General features: G+C 46.7%; 18 protein-coding genes. 8 read left to right on the forward strand and 10 right to left on the reverse strand.

Annotation, left to right across the window (positions count from 1 at the left end):
• Positions 1-17 precede the first annotated feature (17 nt).
• Positions 18-566 carry a CatB-related O-acetyltransferase gene (locus BLS15_RS01000; RefSeq protein ID WP_021254495.1) on the forward strand — a complete coding sequence of 183 codons (549 nt, stop codon included), beginning with the start codon at positions 18-20 and terminating at the stop codon, positions 564-566.
• Between the two features lie 18 nt (positions 567-584).
• A complete protein-coding gene (locus BLS15_RS01005; RefSeq protein ID WP_021254494.1) occupies positions 585-1283 on the forward strand; it encodes a class I SAM-dependent methyltransferase in 699 nt (232 codons plus the stop codon).
• Positions 1284-1486: 203 nt separating this feature from the next.
• On the opposite strand, the gene BLS15_RS01010 is transcribed toward BLS15_RS01005, so the two are convergent.
• Positions 1487-2185 (reverse strand): class I SAM-dependent methyltransferase, encoded by a 699-nt coding sequence (locus BLS15_RS01010; RefSeq protein WP_021254493.1) that lies wholly within the window; start codon positions 2183-2185, stop codon positions 1487-1489.
• A gap of 174 nt (positions 2186-2359) precedes the next feature.
• On the opposite strand from BLS15_RS01010, the gene BLS15_RS01015 reads away from it, so the two are divergent.
• The 3 genes from BLS15_RS01015 to BLS15_RS01025 all read left to right on the forward strand — a co-directional run bounded on the left by BLS15_RS01015 (position 2360) and on the right by BLS15_RS01025 (position 4992).
• Positions 2360-3682: a hypothetical protein gene (locus BLS15_RS01015; RefSeq protein WP_028531814.1), complete on the forward strand. Its 1323-nt coding sequence runs from the start codon at positions 2360-2362 to the stop codon at positions 3680-3682.
• Between the two features lie 13 nt (positions 3683-3695).
• A complete protein-coding gene (locus BLS15_RS01020; protein WP_021254492.1) occupies positions 3696-4190 on the forward strand; it encodes a hypothetical protein in 495 nt (164 codons plus the stop codon).
• 166 nt (positions 4191-4356) lie between these two features.
• Entirely contained in the window at positions 4357-4992 is a 636-nt protein-coding gene (locus BLS15_RS01025) for a hypothetical protein (RefSeq protein ID WP_021254491.1), read from the forward strand.
• Positions 4993-5066: 74 nt separating this feature from the next.
• Here the strand turns inward: BLS15_RS01025 and BLS15_RS01030 are convergent, their stop codons facing one another.
• The 3 genes from BLS15_RS01030 to BLS15_RS01040 are packed head-to-tail and all read right to left on the reverse strand — an operon-like array spanning position 5067 to position 8372.
• Positions 5067-5522, reverse strand: a complete 456-nt coding sequence (locus tag BLS15_RS01030) for a M67 family metallopeptidase (protein ID WP_021254490.1) — start codon at positions 5520-5522, stop codon at positions 5067-5069.
• A complete protein-coding gene (locus BLS15_RS01035) occupies positions 5494-7041 on the reverse strand; it encodes a hypothetical protein (RefSeq protein WP_021254489.1) in 1548 nt (515 codons plus the stop codon). Before BLS15_RS01035 ends, BLS15_RS01030 begins: the two co-directional genes overlap by 29 nt.
• A gap of 35 nt (positions 7042-7076) precedes the next feature.
• The gene (locus BLS15_RS01040; protein WP_021254488.1) at positions 7077-8372 is read right to left on the reverse strand and encodes a hypothetical protein; all 1296 of its coding nucleotides are present in this window, start codon (positions 8370-8372) and stop codon (positions 7077-7079) included.
• Positions 8373-8479: 107 nt separating this feature from the next.
• Here BLS15_RS01040 and BLS15_RS01045 point away from each other — a divergent pair, with 107 nt between their 5' ends.
• A complete protein-coding gene (locus BLS15_RS01045; RefSeq protein ID WP_021254487.1) occupies positions 8480-9142 on the forward strand; it encodes a BMQ_0737 family morphogenetic spore coat protein in 663 nt (220 codons plus the stop codon).
• A gap of 81 nt (positions 9143-9223) precedes the next feature.
• On the forward strand, positions 9224-10210 hold the full coding sequence (locus BLS15_RS01050) for a CgeB family protein (RefSeq protein WP_021254486.1): 987 nt from the start codon (positions 9224-9226) through the stop codon (positions 10208-10210).
• Between the two features lie 156 nt (positions 10211-10366).
• Here the strand turns inward: BLS15_RS01050 and BLS15_RS01055 are convergent, their stop codons facing one another.
• Positions 10367-10714, reverse strand: coding sequence for a DUF1360 domain-containing protein (locus tag BLS15_RS01055; RefSeq protein ID WP_021254485.1), 348 nt, complete (start codon positions 10712-10714; stop codon positions 10367-10369).
• Between the two features lie 156 nt (positions 10715-10870).
• On the opposite strand from BLS15_RS01055, the gene ytxJ reads away from it, so the two are divergent.
• Positions 10871-11245 carry a bacillithiol system redox-active protein YtxJ gene (gene ytxJ, locus BLS15_RS01060; protein ID WP_021254484.1) on the forward strand — a complete coding sequence of 125 codons (375 nt, stop codon included), beginning with the start codon at positions 10871-10873 and terminating at the stop codon, positions 11243-11245.
• A 137-nt stretch (positions 11246-11382) separates the two neighbouring features.
• Here the strand turns inward: ytxJ and selD are convergent, their stop codons facing one another.
• The 5 genes from selD to ilvC form a co-directional block, all read right to left on the reverse strand.
• On the reverse strand, positions 11383-12453 hold the full coding sequence (gene selD / locus BLS15_RS01065; protein ID WP_021254483.1) for a selenide, water dikinase SelD: 1071 nt from the start codon (positions 12451-12453) through the stop codon (positions 11383-11385).
• A 521-nt stretch (positions 12454-12974) separates the two neighbouring features.
• Positions 12975-13109, reverse strand: coding sequence for a hypothetical protein (locus tag BLS15_RS29740; protein ID WP_021254482.1), 135 nt, complete (start codon positions 13107-13109; stop codon positions 12975-12977).
• Positions 13110-13210: 101 nt separating this feature from the next.
• Positions 13211-13903 carry a hypothetical protein gene (locus tag BLS15_RS01070; RefSeq protein ID WP_021254481.1) on the reverse strand — a complete coding sequence of 231 codons (693 nt, stop codon included), beginning with the start codon at positions 13901-13903 and terminating at the stop codon, positions 13211-13213.
• A 272-nt stretch (positions 13904-14175) separates the two neighbouring features.
• Entirely contained in the window at positions 14176-15726 is a 1551-nt protein-coding gene (locus tag BLS15_RS01075; protein WP_021254480.1) for a 2-isopropylmalate synthase, read from the reverse strand.
• 138 nt (positions 15727-15864) lie between these two features.
• On the reverse strand, positions 15865-16857 hold the full coding sequence (ilvC, locus tag BLS15_RS01080; RefSeq protein ID WP_021254479.1) for a ketol-acid reductoisomerase: 993 nt from the start codon (positions 16855-16857) through the stop codon (positions 15865-15867).
• Positions 16858-17013 lie beyond the last annotated feature (156 nt).

A 17013-nucleotide genomic window follows, 5' to 3' on the forward strand; every position in this document is an offset into this window, starting at 1 on the left:
GGGGGAGGGGAAGTTCAATGAGCTACTTTTTGAACCAAAATCCAGCTTATCAACAATACCAAATCGGTGATTGGTCCTACGGCTACCCTAACGTACTCACATGGGGTGAGAAAGCAACATTAACGATTGGAAAATTCTGTTCCTTCGCTTCGAATACGACGATCATGCTGGGCGGAGAACATAACGTGGACTGGGTTACTACCTACCCCTTCAACCCAATATTCCCCAATGCAGCAGGCTTCCTTGGACATCCCAAAACAAAGGGTGATGTTACGATTGGCCACGATGTATGGATTGGCTTCGACTCGCTGATTCTTTCTGGAGTATCAATTGGAAATGGTGCAGTTATTGCAGCAAGGAGCATCGTTACGAAGAACATTCCTGCTTATGCGATTGCCGGCGGCAACCCGGCTCGTGTGATTCGTTATCGCTTCCCACCTTCCATCATTGACGATTTGCAGCGTATTGCATGGTGGGATTGGCCACTGGAGTACATCACAGTCGCTTGGCCCCTCCTTCTCTCCAATAGAATCGAGGATTTCATTCGCACGTACAAAACGTGGTGATCATGGGAGGCAAAAGAAGTGATTTATTTCTGGAATCAGGTCGTACATCCTATCCTTCAGCTGACAAGGCCGAAAGTGATCGTAGAAATAGGATGTGCCCAAGGATATAACACCGTTAATTTGCTCGAATATGTAAAGCCGATGGAGAACGGTCAGCTTGTGGCAATCGATCCCTCTCCCTTGTTCGACATTGAACGAATGAAGCAGTTATATGGCCATAAATTCCTTCTCGTGCAAGATTACAGCCTGAAAGTCCTACCGCACATTCACACATGCGATGCCGCGTTTATTGACGGGGATCATAATTGGTATACCGTGTACAACGAACTGAAGCAATTCGAGCGCATCAAGAAGTTCCCGATCATCTTCCTTCATGATCTGGAATGGCCTTATGGCAGGCGAGATATGTATTATTTCCCTGAATCAATTCCGGCGGAGTTCCGCAAGCCGAGCGCCAAGAAGGGAATCTTGCCAGGAATCAATGAGCTTGTAGACAATGGACATAATGATTCTGTCCACAACGCGGCATATGAAAATGGAGATCGTAACGGAGTATTGACTGCAGTAGAAGATTTTATGAAGGAAGCCCAAATCCCGCTCCAGCTGCATCGCGTACGCAGCCAGTTCGGACTAGGCATCATTATGCCAAACATTACAGAAACACATCATTACTTCAATCGCGAAATACGCCGAATAATTGAACAATCCGGTCTGTAATGCAACCGTTCTATGTATCTCTAGCCACAGATTCTCCTTTTATCTGCGGCTAGAATACACCCTATGTGTCAAGCTGAATTGCTGCGCGATTCAATGATAGCTATTCGTAATGATAAGAATATGGAAGTCGTGTCTTGACACATATGTCGTTGTCACACCTATAATTGGGCTTAGTGAATCAACCTTCACCTCTCGTCTCGCTATTATAATCCCGAGGCTGCCAGAATCGTTTGGACATGTATATCGATCGATGGGTGCTTCGGTGCAATAATACCTAGCCCGCTATTGGACAAGGCTTGATGATAGCTGACGTACCAAGGCGTCTGCTGCAGGAAGTCCTCAACAGCAGTCAACACGCCATTGCGAGCTCCTCCTTCATAGAGTGCATTATTCAGTAAATTGTTTGCCCCTGCGCCATGAACGAGCTGCGATTGACCTGATACCATCCCCATCTTCGCATAAGGGTGCACAAAACCTGCGGGAATCGATTCCGGGAAATAATACATATCCCTTCTGCCATACGGCCATTGTGTGTCATGCAGAAAAACTAGCGGGAACCGTTCCTGCTGCTGAGCCATTATCTCAACTAACTTCAGTTCATGATATACGGTATACCAATTATGATCCCCATCAATCAGGATACAATCAAATTGCTTCAGGTGCGGAAGAATCTCTAAACTATAGTCCAGCAGCATATGAAATTCCTTGTGGAAATGCATCTTAAACTGCTGAATATCAAATCTCGGTGCTGGATCTATAACAAATAATTCACCATTCACCGCACGACAATACTGCAATAAGTTGCTCGTATTCAAACCATGCTCCGCACCAATCTCTACGATTCTCTTCACACCAAATGATTGCAAAAGTGGAAGTATAATTTTTTCCCAAAATGCAAGCACCTTACTCACCTCCGTATATCACTATATGCGATTCAACGAACTTGGTATAAACATTCTTCCCTAGACGATCAAAATGGGACTCGCTATGTTCGAGCGAGAATTTCAATCCTAGATGTGAAGATGTTTGAATACATTGAAATGTAGAGCTTGTGCGAACCTAGGGGGTGTAATCCGATGACGCGTATGTTGTTATCAAACCGATATCATTTCTCCTCGTTGCAGATGAGAGACGGCAGCTTATTATTCGAACCACAGGAGCATTGTCTCCTTAAATGCCCTAAGCCGATGATATTCCACGATGCGGCCGGCCCGTTCGGCGTATGTCAGGATGACGCACATTATGTTCATCTCTTGTACGTGAATAGGGATGACCAGCTCATTCACATCTCAATCAATCCCTGTTCCCTGCAGACGCACAAGCGTGAAATAGCAGGCTTCTTCAAGCATGTCAGGCATATTCAACTGACGAATTGCCACAATCAGCTTCATGCTGTGATTCAATACCGTTCCCGTATTGAACATGTATCGTTATCTGGCATTCATTGGTCAACCGCAGACGTCCTATATGATGGCGAAGAAATCCATTCCCTCCGTCTATTCTCACATCAAGATCATATCTGGCTGTGCACTGCATTAATAACGGCGACGCCTCCCCATCAGCAACTACGACTGCTCCTGCAATCGTTCCATACAGCATCCAGCCGATGGCTGCCTTCGACTTCACTGCCTGTTGTCCCACTGGAATCGAGGGAAGATTTTCTAGCCTATGATCTCTACTCTGTACAAGGGCGACTTGGAATGTTCCAATTTCAGCGCATTGGGAACAAGCTCTTATTTGCATCATATGAATGGAATAAGCATAAGGAATGGACATTAACGGCTCATAACCAAACAATCATCCCCCCCACTCTAGCAGCACAAGCCATATGTGCATACGATCAGGGGCGGTATCGCTTAAGCTGGGTAACAGAAGACTTGCTGTTCCGCATTCATTACAGCATCCATCAAGAAGAATGGAGCGACTTATATACAACAGCAATTCCGTGTCCTGCAATCTGGACATGTATCTATGACAAGCAGTCAGGTTGCAATGGCCCTAGCTTTTGGATTGCTTCTGACCAGGAGACGATGCCCGACTTCACTGGATTAACAGCACCCGCAGTTATCCAGGGCTACCGAGCAACGCGCGACCTCACTCATAGCATCGATTCAGCCGAAGCAGTCATCGCTTCTATCACACACATGAGAGAATGTTGCAGAACAAGAAAGAGGAAACTTGTCCAATTGAAGCAAATCCAGAAGGAACGGCAAGCCACAGCGGATCGACTGACTGAACGAATCGCTGCCCTGCAGGAAGAAGTTCAAGTGCGCCTTGCCATTCAGGAGCTTAGTGAGAAGAATACATTATTAATGAAGAAAGAAGATAAGATAGTCGCACGAAGCGGCATGAAAGAACAATTATCACGCATTGTATTCAAACTATCGAACCCCCGCTAAGGAGGAGCTTGTGATGATGAATAATCCGGAAACTTCCATTGATGTGATCCTGCAAACTGCAGCCGATGTTGATCTGGAGACGCGCAGAATCTGCTTGATTACCCATATCAAATTTCGCAATATTTCAGCTCAGCCTGTGTCGTTGTCTCATATTTTGCTAACGCTATCTCCAAGCCAATTCTCAGTGGTGAGCGGGAAAATTGTACCCCCTCAGCATGCTCTGGTGTTTGGTCTCCATAAGAAAGGCAATCAGCAAACGGGATGGAAATTCGATCGTGATGATTGGTTCTCATACGGACGCAAAAATGGGGAGTACCGGATTGAGCCTGTCCAGACTCTTCTGCTCCCCCCACGAATCTGGTCAGACATAAGAGATATTCATATAGAGTGCGATATCGATCGTCTCATCACTCCGCTGCACATACACGCTTATGTATGTGCAGGAGGCAAGCAGTTCCCTGCCGCGAATCCGAGCAGTATCAGCTTCCGAGCTGCCGTTCATCCATAATTGGTCTATTCTAAACTACATGAATGACGAGTATCTTGACATAAGTTTGTACGAATGAATCTAGTAATTCATCCAATCTTATGACGAGTCCCCTTCATACATTAACAGTGTAGAAAGAATTCTAGCGGGTTCTTTCGCTCATATGATGAAGGGGAGGTTTACTAATATGGTCCTTATTCCCATTCAACGGATCGTAAGCAGCACAGCGAACGTAGTTACTGCTCCTACAAGCGCAACTGCAGCGACTCTAGCATTGGCAGGTGCAGCGCCAAACGTAGTGAACGTAGGGAACGCACCGCGTATTTGGCCTCAGATAGCAAAATTCGACAATGATAACGGTCCATTTGCTGCAGTTCCAAATCCGCAATTCATCTGGTCCCAAGCCACATTCGTTCCAGGGGAAACGCACGGTTTTGCTACTGTTTCTGTACCAATTCCGCTTACTATTGGAATTGCCGCTGACTTTGTCATTGCGATGGCTGTATTCGCCGACAATGCTGTGGTTGCACAGATTCAAGCTTTCAGCCCATTGCAAATCAGCTTGTTCCCAGTTCCTGGATTGAATGTACCATTGATTGGAGGCTCCTTGGATCCAACTACTGGCTTAACTACAGATGTCGCGCCTCCATACAACTGGCAAAATGTGCGCTTCTATACAATTCCAGCATCACTTGGACTCATCTCAATTGCGCTTAGCGTACAATTTGTATTCCAATTCCAAGTAACAAACTACTTCACAACTGGCGCTGTCAACACAGCTGGCCTATCTTTCATTGCTGACATTTATCAGTCCTTGCTGTAATTGCTGCTGCTTGCCTCTAGCAAACCAGATGATTAGCTGAATCGAATGAAACAACACGAAGCATGATGCGATTCCTAGAGCGCATCATGCTTCGTGCCATGTGTTACAATTCTTATTAACTCAGGTTGTGCTTGACGCCCCTCAATCCGATAGCTGCGTACGCGAGGACGAAGCCGTGACAAAGATACAATGATGTATGAGCACGGATAGACAGCATGCTCAATGTCGAAGGCGGACGGGTATGGAACAGAGGCTGGATGAGAGTGAAATACGGCGAGCAGCTGTTCTCCACTCCCCTCCATGTGCTTCAGTGCATGATCCAGCTGCTCCATATCCATCGTAAATGATACCGGACTGCGGTCAATATTATCGATAATCCAGCAGCGGTTAGCCAGCCCGTCGTTTCCTGACAGCAGTCCACAAGCTTCCAATGGCTTCTCTCGCAGACAATGCCCTACCATCTCTCGATACGTGTTCTCCGTTAGCTGTAGTCCCACAGCATTATGATTTGTCGGTAGATGATTGTTCACGTTTTGCCCGCTCCCTTTGCATGAGCAATAGATCTTGAGCTGGATCTTTCGGACTGCGAGGCTGGCTCGTTAATGCTTTTTGATTCATATAGCTAAGCAGTGAACCAGACTGCTTGCTTGCTCCGTCTGCACGTTTTACCGTATTAGCATGAAGCCATGTAAACGTCGAATATGCTGGAGCCTGCCGCTTCTTGTCTTTCACCTGCTCCTGCTCTCGGCCCTCCAACTCATCCGACTCAGCTTGCCGTTCACGGTGTGCTTGCTCCTCAACTCCGATCAACCTGCTATCTGATTGCTCCCCCTTATGCAGTGCATCGGGTTCAACCACCGTAGGAGAGTCGTGACTTTTCTCTTTATCTTCCCATTCATATTCCGCGACCAACACGCTTCTGTTCACGAACATGTCATCATCATAACCGGTGTCATTAAGGCTCTCCTCAACGATATCTACAGCTTCTTCAATATCCTCTTCCTGCCAATCATCTCCCGCGGGTTCCTCATTATCCTTATACTTTTGCCAATACACTTGCTCATTCAACTCATTCCCATGCTTAAGCTCATGCACACTTACTCGCTCTTCACTGTGCTCAACGATATTTGCCCCTGAACCCTCATAAGCAGAACGCGCTTCTTGAGCAAGCCGCTCCTCCCTATGCCCCCGCTGCTTCGAGTGTTCGTGCGGTTCCAGTTCATCCCTGCGTGAATATTCTACAGACTGATGCATATTGGGTGCATCCATGAATGAGGTCTGCACATGCGGAACCGTCGCCTCTTCCTCCCGCAGCGATACAATGTCTTTAGCGTGCCGCACCTCAGTAGTAACGGGACTTTTTTCATTCTCTCTATCCGATTCAGATCCCTCGCCATTATCCATCGCTCGAAGCTTCTCAATGACATCTAGAATCGGAAGATACGAGAAGTAGGAGGCAGCTGCACGGGTGATTCCATTGCCAAGCTGCACGAGCTGTTCCGTAGACAATCGCAGAAATCCGCCGTATGTGAGTGCCACTGAAGTCCAAGATTGCCCTGTCAGCGATATCTGATAATTCGATCGATCCTTCCAATTCAAGCTTGCTCCACGGATAGGCAGCTCACCGTGCTTCAACATATTCATAATAAGTAATTGGGCCAACTGTTTGCTCTGTTTGCGATGATGGAAATAATAATGAACACTTACCTCCATTGCATCATCCGGTACTGCTGATATCCATATCCCCTGCCGCTGATGATTCGATTCGCTTAACAGCTGCTTGCGCGTATCCTCTGAATCCACAATCGTGACCTTCAATCCGGCTTGAGACAGCGTGGATTGTATCGGGTACCACAACCGATCCACAATCTCCGTCATCTTGCTCTCTAGTACAACTCGGCACCCTTCAAGCGGATTCATAATATCGAGCATGCCTTGTCGTTTGTCCAGATGAAATGTGAACGAGTACTTGCCCAGCAGCTGGTATACATCAACTAACCGCGTCTCCGCAATCTTGCATAATGGCTTGCCATTCAACTGAATGTGCATTCCATGCCCCTCCCTCTTGTATGTACTCACTAACGTCATTGTATGAGGCGAATTCCGAATGGTGCCAAATTGGAACCAAGGGCATGCAACTGCTCCAATACGCGAACCTGCTCCCGCTCCATCTCTTCGATAAACGATTCCAATCGCTGCAGCGCATGCTCCTCTTGCATCAGGCATTCTTCAAGCAGCATCATCTCTTCTTGCCATACAGCAATTCGCTCAGATGCAAATTCATGCAGTACGCCTAACTGCAGCTTGGCATAATGCAGCAATACATCATCCTGTACAGAAGGACCCATTGTATTCATGGTCAAGAACGGATGGAACAAATCAATGAGTTCGATCGGACGGAAGCATGGATACCCGATGCCAAGAAGCGGGACAGGCACATGATCCTGTTCAGAACAACGAACCCCTTGGATGATGCGAAGCCTCGATTCCCGGGCGAACGGTACTTCCATAAAGGATCCCCAGTTCCTCCCTCCATTGCTTGAATATGCACAGGCTAACCATGAGGAACCTGTAATCGAGAGAAACAGACCATGTTCTCCTGCAATCGTAAGTCGAGGAACGGAAAATTGATTCTGAAAAAACACTTTCAAAGGGATACAGGAATTCGAAACTTGTATGCCCCGCGCACAATATACCGTAGCTGTGACTTCGTTGTGTACGACCCACGCGAGATACGGATCTCCTTCCCTCGCCGCGGATATTGTAATGCTCCAACTCTGCCCTGCTTGCGCAGAAGAAAAGACGTGTTGCCATTTTGCCTCCTCTGATTCCATATCGAGTTCGAGCAGCATTAGCTGCTGTCGATTCGTATCTCCATGTCGGATCAGGAACAGCCCATATAAAGTCCCTGATTCACTTATATCGCAGCTTGCTTGTTCAATATGTACATTGACGCCATAATCTTCGTGAACATAGGAAAAAGCCCTCTCTCGCCACCTCCCCTGCTCAACCTGTCGAAGCACATACGTAAACTTCTTGTTCAGTATTGTAGTGAAGCCGAAATAGAGGGTTCTGCCAAGGTTAAAGAGATACGGATTCGATGAGCTGGGATGCCTGCTTATTCGCAATTCTTGCTTTTCATCTGCACGCGCATTCACGCTGCAACGTGCATAATAGATACCCGATTCATAAGCCATCAACATATGTATATGGCCATGAAGCAGAATGGCGCTGAACTGCTTCACGGGACTGCTGAACCTCCATAGGTGATACTTGACCTGTTCAACTCCGCGGTATAAGGAATGAAGCAGCGACCCATCGGATTGAAGTTCTACCCAATGCACGCCTTCTGAGGAATATAAGCAAACTTCTTGCCTCACTGCGATCCCCTCCAAATTATTTTATGGGGGTGTCACCTTTTCTAGATCGCCCCCATAGACTGTATTGAATTTGAATTCAGATTCTATAAAGGAGGCAGGAAACATTCATGGAGAGCAAGTTAGTTCAAGGGCAAACAACGCCCCCCGAATATTTGCCACTACCCTCTTTGGAATGTATAGAGGTTCCTAAAGTATTCGATTGGGTGTTGTTAACGACGCAAATTGTTGATGAAGCCTGCATCGATCCAGCTATCTGCTTGCCATTGCCGGCTTCATTCAGCGTTCAAGCAACGGTACTGTCAGTAAGCTGCGGCGAGAAAGTCGGTTCAATCAGAGAAAATGTAGTAGTTACTGTTGGTGGCACACCAGTTACTCTACAACGTGTTGTCATTAAGAAAACAGGAACGTTTGAAGTCACGATCATTGATACTACTGTCGTCCCTAACGTAGTACATTGCTCGTTTACAAAAACCTTTGTACGCTTCGAGAAAGTTCTGTTGTGCGCGCCTCCGGGAACTACTGTATCTTGCGATATCGTTCCGAACACAACAACAATTGAAGTTCTCGATATTGTCGACAACTCTTGTGTCAACGTAGATATCGTGATTTGCCAAAGCATTCAAGTAACAGCGCCTGTCAAGTTAGTTGTTGAAGCTGAGCTGTGCCAACCACGTGCTGTGATTCCAATCCCTGAGAACGTTTGTGTTGTCACATTCCCGCAACAATGTCCTACTATCTTCCCTGGTGCACCTTATCCGTTCCCATCATAATCAAAATGCTGATCGGCTTGGGGTGGTGGCTAAAACCATCCCCTTTTTTATTTTCTCGATGACAGGAACGAGGAGGGGCTAATGCGGCTATACTATATCGCTTCCGGTTATCGGAGGCCAATTGATATCCTCGATAATGCGCTCATGAAGGCTCTGTACGGTCAGTGTCATGAGAGCAAAATATTTCTGTTGAATCGTGCACCACTTCAGCAGCTTCTTCCCGATATCCGCGAATTCAGGCCTGAGTTCGTCTTGACCATTTGCGGCCCGCGCTCTTTTCTGCCTGTTGATCAAGTTCGCAGCATACGGAGGATGGGCATTCCAATTGGCGTGTGGTTCGTTGATGATCCCTATGCCATCGACAATGCGCTGCAAGTAGCAGCCGAATACGACATCATCTTCACCATTGATTCTGGTTGTGTCCCTTACTATGAGCGCCACGGCTGCAAGCGAGTTCACCACTTGCCGCTCGGAACAGACACCGATATCTTCCGTCCCTTCAACGCGCACCCTTCTTATGAGAGCGACATCTGCTTCATCGGTACAGGGTACGATAACCGACTCCGTATGATGCAGCAAATGCTGAAGGAACTTGATCCTGGCTTGCATGTGAAACTTGTCGGACATTTCTGGGACACCGTCAATTGGTCGGGCGGTTGTATCCCTCACCTGCGAACCAAGTGGGTCAACTTCTCTGAGACGCCCCGTTATTACAACGGTGCCAAGCTTGTGCTGAATATTCACCGCAGCGAAGATGATACGTTAATTGATAAAAATAAGACAGGTGCTCCTGGCCACACCATTAACAATCGCACCTTCGATATTGCGGCATGCCGGCGTGCGCAGATCATTGATTATCGCCCAGATCTTCACATGTTCTATGAACCAGGCGCGCAATTGCTATGCTTCGAATCGCCGAAGGAATGTGCCGAGCTCATTCATACGTACCTCTACGAAGATGCCAAGCGGAGCTCCATCGCCTCTCAAGGCTATGAACGAACTCGGTCAGAGCATACATTTTCGAAGCGTCTGGAGCATTTGTTGAGTAGAGTGCGGGAACTGGAATAACTTGTTCACCACTTCGATTAGCAAGTTCCGCATTTTCTATCAGCTCTGCTATATCTTATGATGCGGCTTTCGAAATCTTGAGAGACAACAGCCTGATGACGAGGAAATGTGCAACAAGCCCGTGGATAGAAACCTAGCATATAGAAGAGGGTGCTTTTAGCCTTTGACAAAAGACTCCATAATCCCGGCCGCACCCGCAATAGCAAGCAGGAGAATAACCGGAAATGCATAAGTGGGGATGAGAAGGTAACATACTGTTATAAATGCGGCAGACCATACCCCCGTACACCAATAACAAGTAAGCAGTTTGCGCATAAAGGCATGAAAACGGCCGCCTTTTTCTTCGATCACCGCAAATATAGCTCCATTCTCATCCGTATGATATCGCTCCTCTACAAAGGGTTTGCGAATGAAAGAAGTAATTTCATCGAATACGATGAGTCTAGTTAGGCGATAGCTCGCCAAAATAAGCAATGTCAATGACAACCAGGATATGTTATGCATAACAGTCCTCCTTAGCCGCTCGTATACTCTTTCGATCAGATTCATTGTATGGACTTCTTGACAAGGATAGAACTGTTCCCTATCACTGCCTTGGACATTACATAGCGCCACCCTCCCTTGCAGCGGGAACAAAAATCAGAAGGAGGAAGAAGATATATGCAGGGACTCCCCATCATCGCTACTGAGGAGCAGCTTATCAGCTTGATTCAACAGACAGATGAACGGCCGTTGTGGCTCTATAAGCACAATACAAACTGCGGTTCGAGCAGAGTAGCTCACCTCGCACTGAATCAATTTTTGACTCGTTATCCGCATGTATCTTCCCGCTTCTCCTACGCTGTCGTTCGTGTCCTCGAAGAGAAGGCGCTGTCTGGCAAAGTAGCGGAACTATTGCAGACTCCCCATAAATCCCCGCAAATTCTGCTTGTTTACAAGCAGAAAGTCGTTTGGAATTCGTCTCATCAGCAGATTAACTCTGTACAGCTGTCACAGCTTGCACAGCACTTTCTACAGCAGCATCCTTCGCTCTAAAGTAAGTTGCCATTTCCGTTGGCGCCTTGCCGAATTCACTTGCTTACATCAAAAATACCGCCAGGAATGGAGGATAACCTCTCCTCTTCTCCTGGCGGTATTTGGTACATGTATTCTCTATTTAACTCTGATTGTTGTTATCTACCGACGAAGCTGCCCACTACATGAATCTTACCTGGATGCTCGGCCACCACTTCACCGATGCACACCGCTTCTACACCACGAGCTTGCATCTCATGAATCATCGCTTCCGCATCACTAGCTGCAACAGACAAGAGCAGTCCACCTGATGTGACTGCATCACACAGCATCCACTGTGCGATCTCATCAAGTCGCTCGTCGAATACAACTTGATCCTTCACATGATTATAGTTATTCTTCGTTCCGCCCGGTACAGCACCGTTCTCAGCCAGTTCACGAACTCGTGGCAAGAATGGTACGTTCTCCGCGTGAATAACAAGTCCTGCCTCGCTGCCTGCTGCCATCTCTGTACTATGGCCGAGCAAGCCGAATCCCGTAACATCGGTACATGCGTGGATCTCGTATCCGGCCATTACTTCAGCTGCTGTCTTATTGAGTGTCGTCATCGTCCGTGTTACCAGCTCAATTTCTTCTGGCTGAAGCAGCTCACGCTTCAAGGAAGTTGTCATGATGCCGACACCAATCGGCTTCGTCAACACCAGCTTGTCGCCAGGTTCAGCCCCCGCATTCGTCAGCACCTTGTCCGGATGAATGATGCCCGTTACGGCCATGCCGAACTTCGGTTCCGCGTCATCAATGGAATGACCGCCAACGAGTGTTGCTCCCGCTTCCTTCACTTTATCTCCCGCTCCGCGCAAAATGTCTGCCAAGATGGACTTGTCCAGCTTCGAAATTGGGAAGGCCACAATATTCAATACCGTGAGCGGCTTGCCTCCCATTGCGTAAATATCGCTAAGTGCATTCGCAGCGGCAACTTGACCGAACGAATAAGCATCATCGACAATCGGCGTAAAGAAATCAACCGTTTGCACTAATGCCATGTCGTCATTCAACCGATACACACCCGCATCATCGCTTGTATCCAATCCTACGAGTAAATCCGGATGCTTCTCTGTCTGCGGTAACATGCGCAATACTTGAGACAGATCGGACGGCCCTATTTTGCAGCCGCATCCTCCTTTGCTTGACAAGGTTGTCAATCGAACCGTTGGTTGTTGTTGATCCATCACTTTATCCTCCCATCGCATAAGGCGAATTTCTTCCATTCGTGCGTATCATACATAACTCTTTTATTGTAACATATCCGGACAATGCGATCGTCCATACGGACGCAAAAGCTGGTTCTGTAAATTAGTCCATTCGCTAGCAAAGCAAAAGCTGTCCATTTGGCCAATGATGAATGAGATGTGCAACCAAAATATATTAATTTGTTGGGAGGAGCGCTGATATTACAGGCAGCAGCGATCATAAAAATAATCGGAGAACTCATCCAAGACACTAGATGTGCATCGATTATAATAATTACGTCATTCTCGAAATTATCAGACATTAACAAAAGTACGATATCGAGAATAGTACGCAGTGAAATAAAACGACCCTAGTTCTCAACTTTAGAACCATTGGCAACAGCATTGGATATCACCTATAAAATATTGGCTTGATTATAATAAAAATAACTTTGGCCTGTTAAGCGCCAAAGCTATAATTCCATGGTCATTTAAATTACCTTGTGTTATCTATCGACTGCTTACGAAGAAAATGAACTTGTACTGTTGACATATGTAACTATACCAATAACAACCGAAATGACAACAATAGCTATTATGGCACCGATGATAACTTTCTTCCTTGATTTTTTTTTGTTATCGTTCTGCTCATTCATAAGGACACCTCCTACATTAAATATATTAAATAACGGACAACATTATGAGTTGCCCGTTATTTAATTTACAGTAATAACCAGATATTCAAGATATTTTAGATTTAGAAGCTCATGTAGCACTCAAGCTCTTTGGTTGCCACTCTTCCAATGCCGTCAATAATGATGTACAAAGATAACTCTCCGACAATTGTAGCACTTCCACCAGTTCGCTGACTGTTGACGTTAACACTTGATCTCGAACTTTTATGCTCCCATGAATTTCCAGGATGGAATCCGTACAAACCACTATCAGTAGTTGGAGTGCCAATAATTTTTCTGTCTTTATTATATGTTGCAATAACATATGCTTTCATCCATGAAATCTTGTTGTCATTCCACGTTTTCTCATGTTTAATTGTGTAATCGCCGTCAGCCATGGTAGCAAATTCGCTTGAAATACTTGTTGTGGCAGTATTTTTTGCAGAAGAGAATTCATTGTAATAATTTAACAGAGCAGCATATTCATCGACCGTATTGATTTTGACATAATTTGCGACTGTGTCAGAAAGCACTCCTTGCCTTGTCTGCGATACCTGGCTTACCGCAAATCCTGCTGCGTTTGCTGCTTCTTCGTAAGACTTGTACTTTCCAGCGTATTTAGCAAAATACTCAGACGGCACAACATCATGCACAGACACTTGTGACGACAAAGAAATGGCAGCATTAGGAGCTGCTTCTGCACCTGCCGAAAGTGCAAATACATTAAATACCATAGCACAAGCAAGAACAATTTTCCATGTACGAATTTGTTTCATGTTTTAGAAACTCCCTTCATATTTGGATTATTCTTATGTAATATACATTATGTTGTTATTAATGTAACATATTTACATCAAGTAATCTACGATAAAATCTATTTTTACGAAAATAAAAGAGAGCGCCCTTCAATCAGGCACTCTCTCTGTTCTACAATAACAAAAACACTTTTGTCTTTTGTCGCTTCACGGGAAAGTATGGCTAACTAATCGCATACTTTATACCACTTGTTTTAACCGTCGTGGAAGCTTTGCTTATTAGCTGTCGTCCATTATACGAGGCCGATCTTGTCGCGACGACTGGCTGTACCTTGCTTGCGTTTCTCAATCAGTCGATTGAGCGCATCGACATAAGCACGTGCACTCGCTTCGAGAATATCTGTACTTACACCACGGCCAAGCACAGATATTTCATTTTGTGCGAGAACGACATGCACTTCACCGAGCGCGTCCTTGCCGTGCGTGACCGACTTAATGGAATAGTCAACGAGCTCAACATCTTCCTGAGTAGCCTTGTCGATTGCTTTATAAATCGCATCAACAGAGCCATTGCCTTCCGACTCTTCCTCAAGCACACTGCCTTCCCATGTTACGATACGCACTTTCGCAGCCGGAATTGCTTGGTTCCCGTAAGCGACGTATATCGTCTCGAGCGAGTACACCTCAGGCGTATCGATCAGTTTCTCCTCGAGTATGGCTCGGATGTCCTCATCCGATACTTCCTTCTTCTTATCTGCCAATTCCTTGAACTTGGCGAAAGCTCCGTTCAGCTGTTCTTCATCCAAGTCATAGCCAAGATCAATCAGCTTCTCACGGAAGGCATGACGGCCGGAGTGCTTGCCGAGCACGAGTTTGCTTTCCTTAAGTCCGATCGTCTCTGGCGTAATAATCTCATACGTTGACCGTTCCTTCAGCATGCCGTCTTGATGAATGCCGGATTCATGCGCGAAGGCATTGGCGCCCACGATCGCCTTGTTGCCTGGGATCGGCATGCCTGTCAGCTTGCTGACGAGTCGGCTCGTACGCGCAATCTCAGACAAGACGAGCGAAGTCTTCGCCTCATAGAAGCTCGATCTCGTATCAAGCGCCATCGCAACCTCTTCAATTGCAGTATTGCCTGCACGCTCCCCAATACCGTTGATCGTCCCTTCGATCTGATCTGCACCGTTCAAGATTGCAGCGAGCGCATTAGCAGTCGCCATTCCCAAATCGTCATGGCAATGTGCACTAAGCTGAATCGTCTCGATTCCCGGTACATTCTCCTTCAGCGTCTTGAATATGTTGCCGTACTCATACGGCGACAAGTATCCAACCGTATCCGGAATGTTCACAACGGTAGCGCCTGCTTTAATCGCCATCTCTGTCATTTGGCATAAGAAGTCGATCTCCGTACGGCCCGCGTCCTCTGGAGAGAACTCAACTTTGCTGAAATACTTCTTCGCATAGCGAATAGCTGCTTCAGCTGTCTCAAGTACCTGCTCCTTCTCCATGCGGAGCTTATGCTTGCGATGAATTGGCGAAGAGGCAAGGAAGAGATGCAAGCAAGCATCCTCTGCACCCTTCAGCGCTTCATAAGCTGCATCAATATCCGGAATACGGGAACGGGACAGGCCGACAATCGTAGATTGCTTCACCGCTTTTGCCACTGCATTCACGGCTGCCAAGTCACCAGGAGATGCCGCAGGGAATCCCGCTTCGATGCGGTCGACGCCTAGGCGCTCCAATTGAAGCGCGATTTCAAGCTTCTCCTTCGTATTCAGGTTCACGCCAGGGGACTGCTCTCCATCCCGAAGCGTCGTGTCAAAAATATAAATTTTGCGCACCGGCTGCACCTCCTTCTGTAGTCTGTGGAGCTTTACAAGTATCAGTTTATGTTCAAAAAGCCCATGAATAGCACCGAAAAGGCTGCAGTATGGACTTTTTGAACTATATATATGAGATTAAATCTTACTTTTTACTTCCTATTTTTTGATCCAGTGCATCAATTCACGCAATTGACCGCCAACCACTTCGATCGGATGGTTTGCTTCGTTGCGGCGAGTTGCTGTCAGGAATGCACGATTCGCTTGGTTCTCCAAGATGAAGTCGCGTGCGAACTTGCCTTGTTGGATGTCGGACAATACTTCCTTCATCGCCTTCTTCGTCTCTTCGGTTACGATGCGAGGACCTGTAACATAGTCGCCGTATTCAGCCGTGTTGCTGATGGAGTCGCGCATTGTAGCCAGGCCTCCTTCATAGATGAGGTCAACGATCAGCTTCAGCTCATGCAAGCACTCGAAGTATGCCATTTCAGGAGCGTAGCCTGCTTCTACCAATGTTTCGAAGCCTGCTTTGATCAATGCGCTTACACCGCCGCACAATACTGCCTGCTCGCCGAACAAGTCTGTCTCTGTTTCTTCCTTGAAGGAAGTCTCGATAACCCCTGCACGTGTACAGCCGATGCCCTTCGCGTATGCAAGGCCGATAGCCTTCGCATTGCCAGTTGCATCTTGCTCGATTGCGATAAGACCTGGAACGCCGAAGCCTTCTACATACGTACGGCGTACAAGATGTCCTGGGGATTTAGGAGCTACGAGCAATACATCGTTGTCTTTCGGTGCTACGATTTGACCGAAATGTACGTTGAAGCCGTGAGAGAACATCAAGGCTGCGCCTTTTTTCAAGTTCGGCTCGATTTCATTTTTGTATACAGATGCTTGCGTTTCATCCGGCATCAAGATTTGAACCACATCAGCACGGGAAGTAGCTTCGCCAACGGACAACACTTCGAAGCCGTCTTGACGAGCTTTGTCTGCAGATTTGCCTTCACGAAGACCGATTACCACTTGAAGACCGCTGTCACGCAGGTTTTGCGCTTGAGCATGTCCTTGGCTTCCATAACCGATAACGGCGATCGTTTTTCCTTGCAGTACGTTAAATTCAGCGTCATTTTCATAGTACATTGTAACTGGCATAAGTATGAGTCCTCCTCTTTCTTCCTATATAAATAGTGTGTAGTAATCTCCCCCGAATGAGGCGGGTATTTCAAGTGACAATCACGGGCCTCTTACAGCTTCCGCTTGTCCCCTGAGATACCCCCTCATTCGAAGGCCGTTATTCGATTCAATCCA

The organism is Paenibacillus sp. cl6col, assembly GCF_900102125.1.
GTDB classification, from domain to species: domain Bacteria; phylum Bacillota; class Bacilli; order Paenibacillales; family Paenibacillaceae; genus Paenibacillus_B; species Paenibacillus_B suaedae.

Bases quoted from the DNA above. Each gene is read 5' to 3' on its own strand.
- BLS15_RS01070 (WP_021254481.1), bottom strand. From the start codon at position 13,903: ATGAAACAAATTCGTACATGGAAAATTGTTCTTGCTTGTGCTATGGTA.
- BLS15_RS01045 (WP_021254487.1), top strand. From the start codon at position 8,480: ATGGAGAGCAAGTTAGTTCAAGGGCAAACAACGCCCCCCGAATATTTG.
- BLS15_RS01050 (WP_021254486.1), top strand. From the start codon at position 9,224: ATGCGGCTATACTATATCGCTTCCGGTTATCGGAGGCCAATTGATATC.
- ilvC (WP_021254479.1), bottom strand. From the start codon at position 16,857: ATGCCAGTTACAATGTACTATGAAAATGACGCTGAATTTAACGTACTG.
- selD (WP_021254483.1), bottom strand. From the start codon at position 12,453: ATGGATCAACAACAACCAACGGTTCGATTGACAACCTTGTCAAGCAAA.
- BLS15_RS01035 (WP_021254489.1), bottom strand. From the start codon at position 7,041: ATGCACATTCAGTTGAATGGCAAGCCATTATGCAAGATTGCGGAGACG.
- BLS15_RS29740 (WP_021254482.1), bottom strand. From the start codon at position 13,109: ATGAATGAGCAGAACGATAACAAAAAAAAATCAAGGAAGAAAGTTATC.
- BLS15_RS01000 (WP_021254495.1), top strand. From the start codon at position 18: ATGAGCTACTTTTTGAACCAAAATCCAGCTTATCAACAATACCAAATC.
- BLS15_RS01055 (WP_021254485.1), bottom strand. From the start codon at position 10,714: ATGCATAACATATCCTGGTTGTCATTGACATTGCTTATTTTGGCGAGC.
- BLS15_RS01020 (WP_021254492.1), top strand. From the start codon at position 3,696: ATGATGAATAATCCGGAAACTTCCATTGATGTGATCCTGCAAACTGCA.
- BLS15_RS01025 (WP_021254491.1), top strand. From the start codon at position 4,357: ATGGTCCTTATTCCCATTCAACGGATCGTAAGCAGCACAGCGAACGTA.
- BLS15_RS01015 (WP_028531814.1), top strand. From the start codon at position 2,360: ATGACGCGTATGTTGTTATCAAACCGATATCATTTCTCCTCGTTGCAG.
- ytxJ (WP_021254484.1), top strand. From the start codon at position 10,871: ATGCAGGGACTCCCCATCATCGCTACTGAGGAGCAGCTTATCAGCTTG.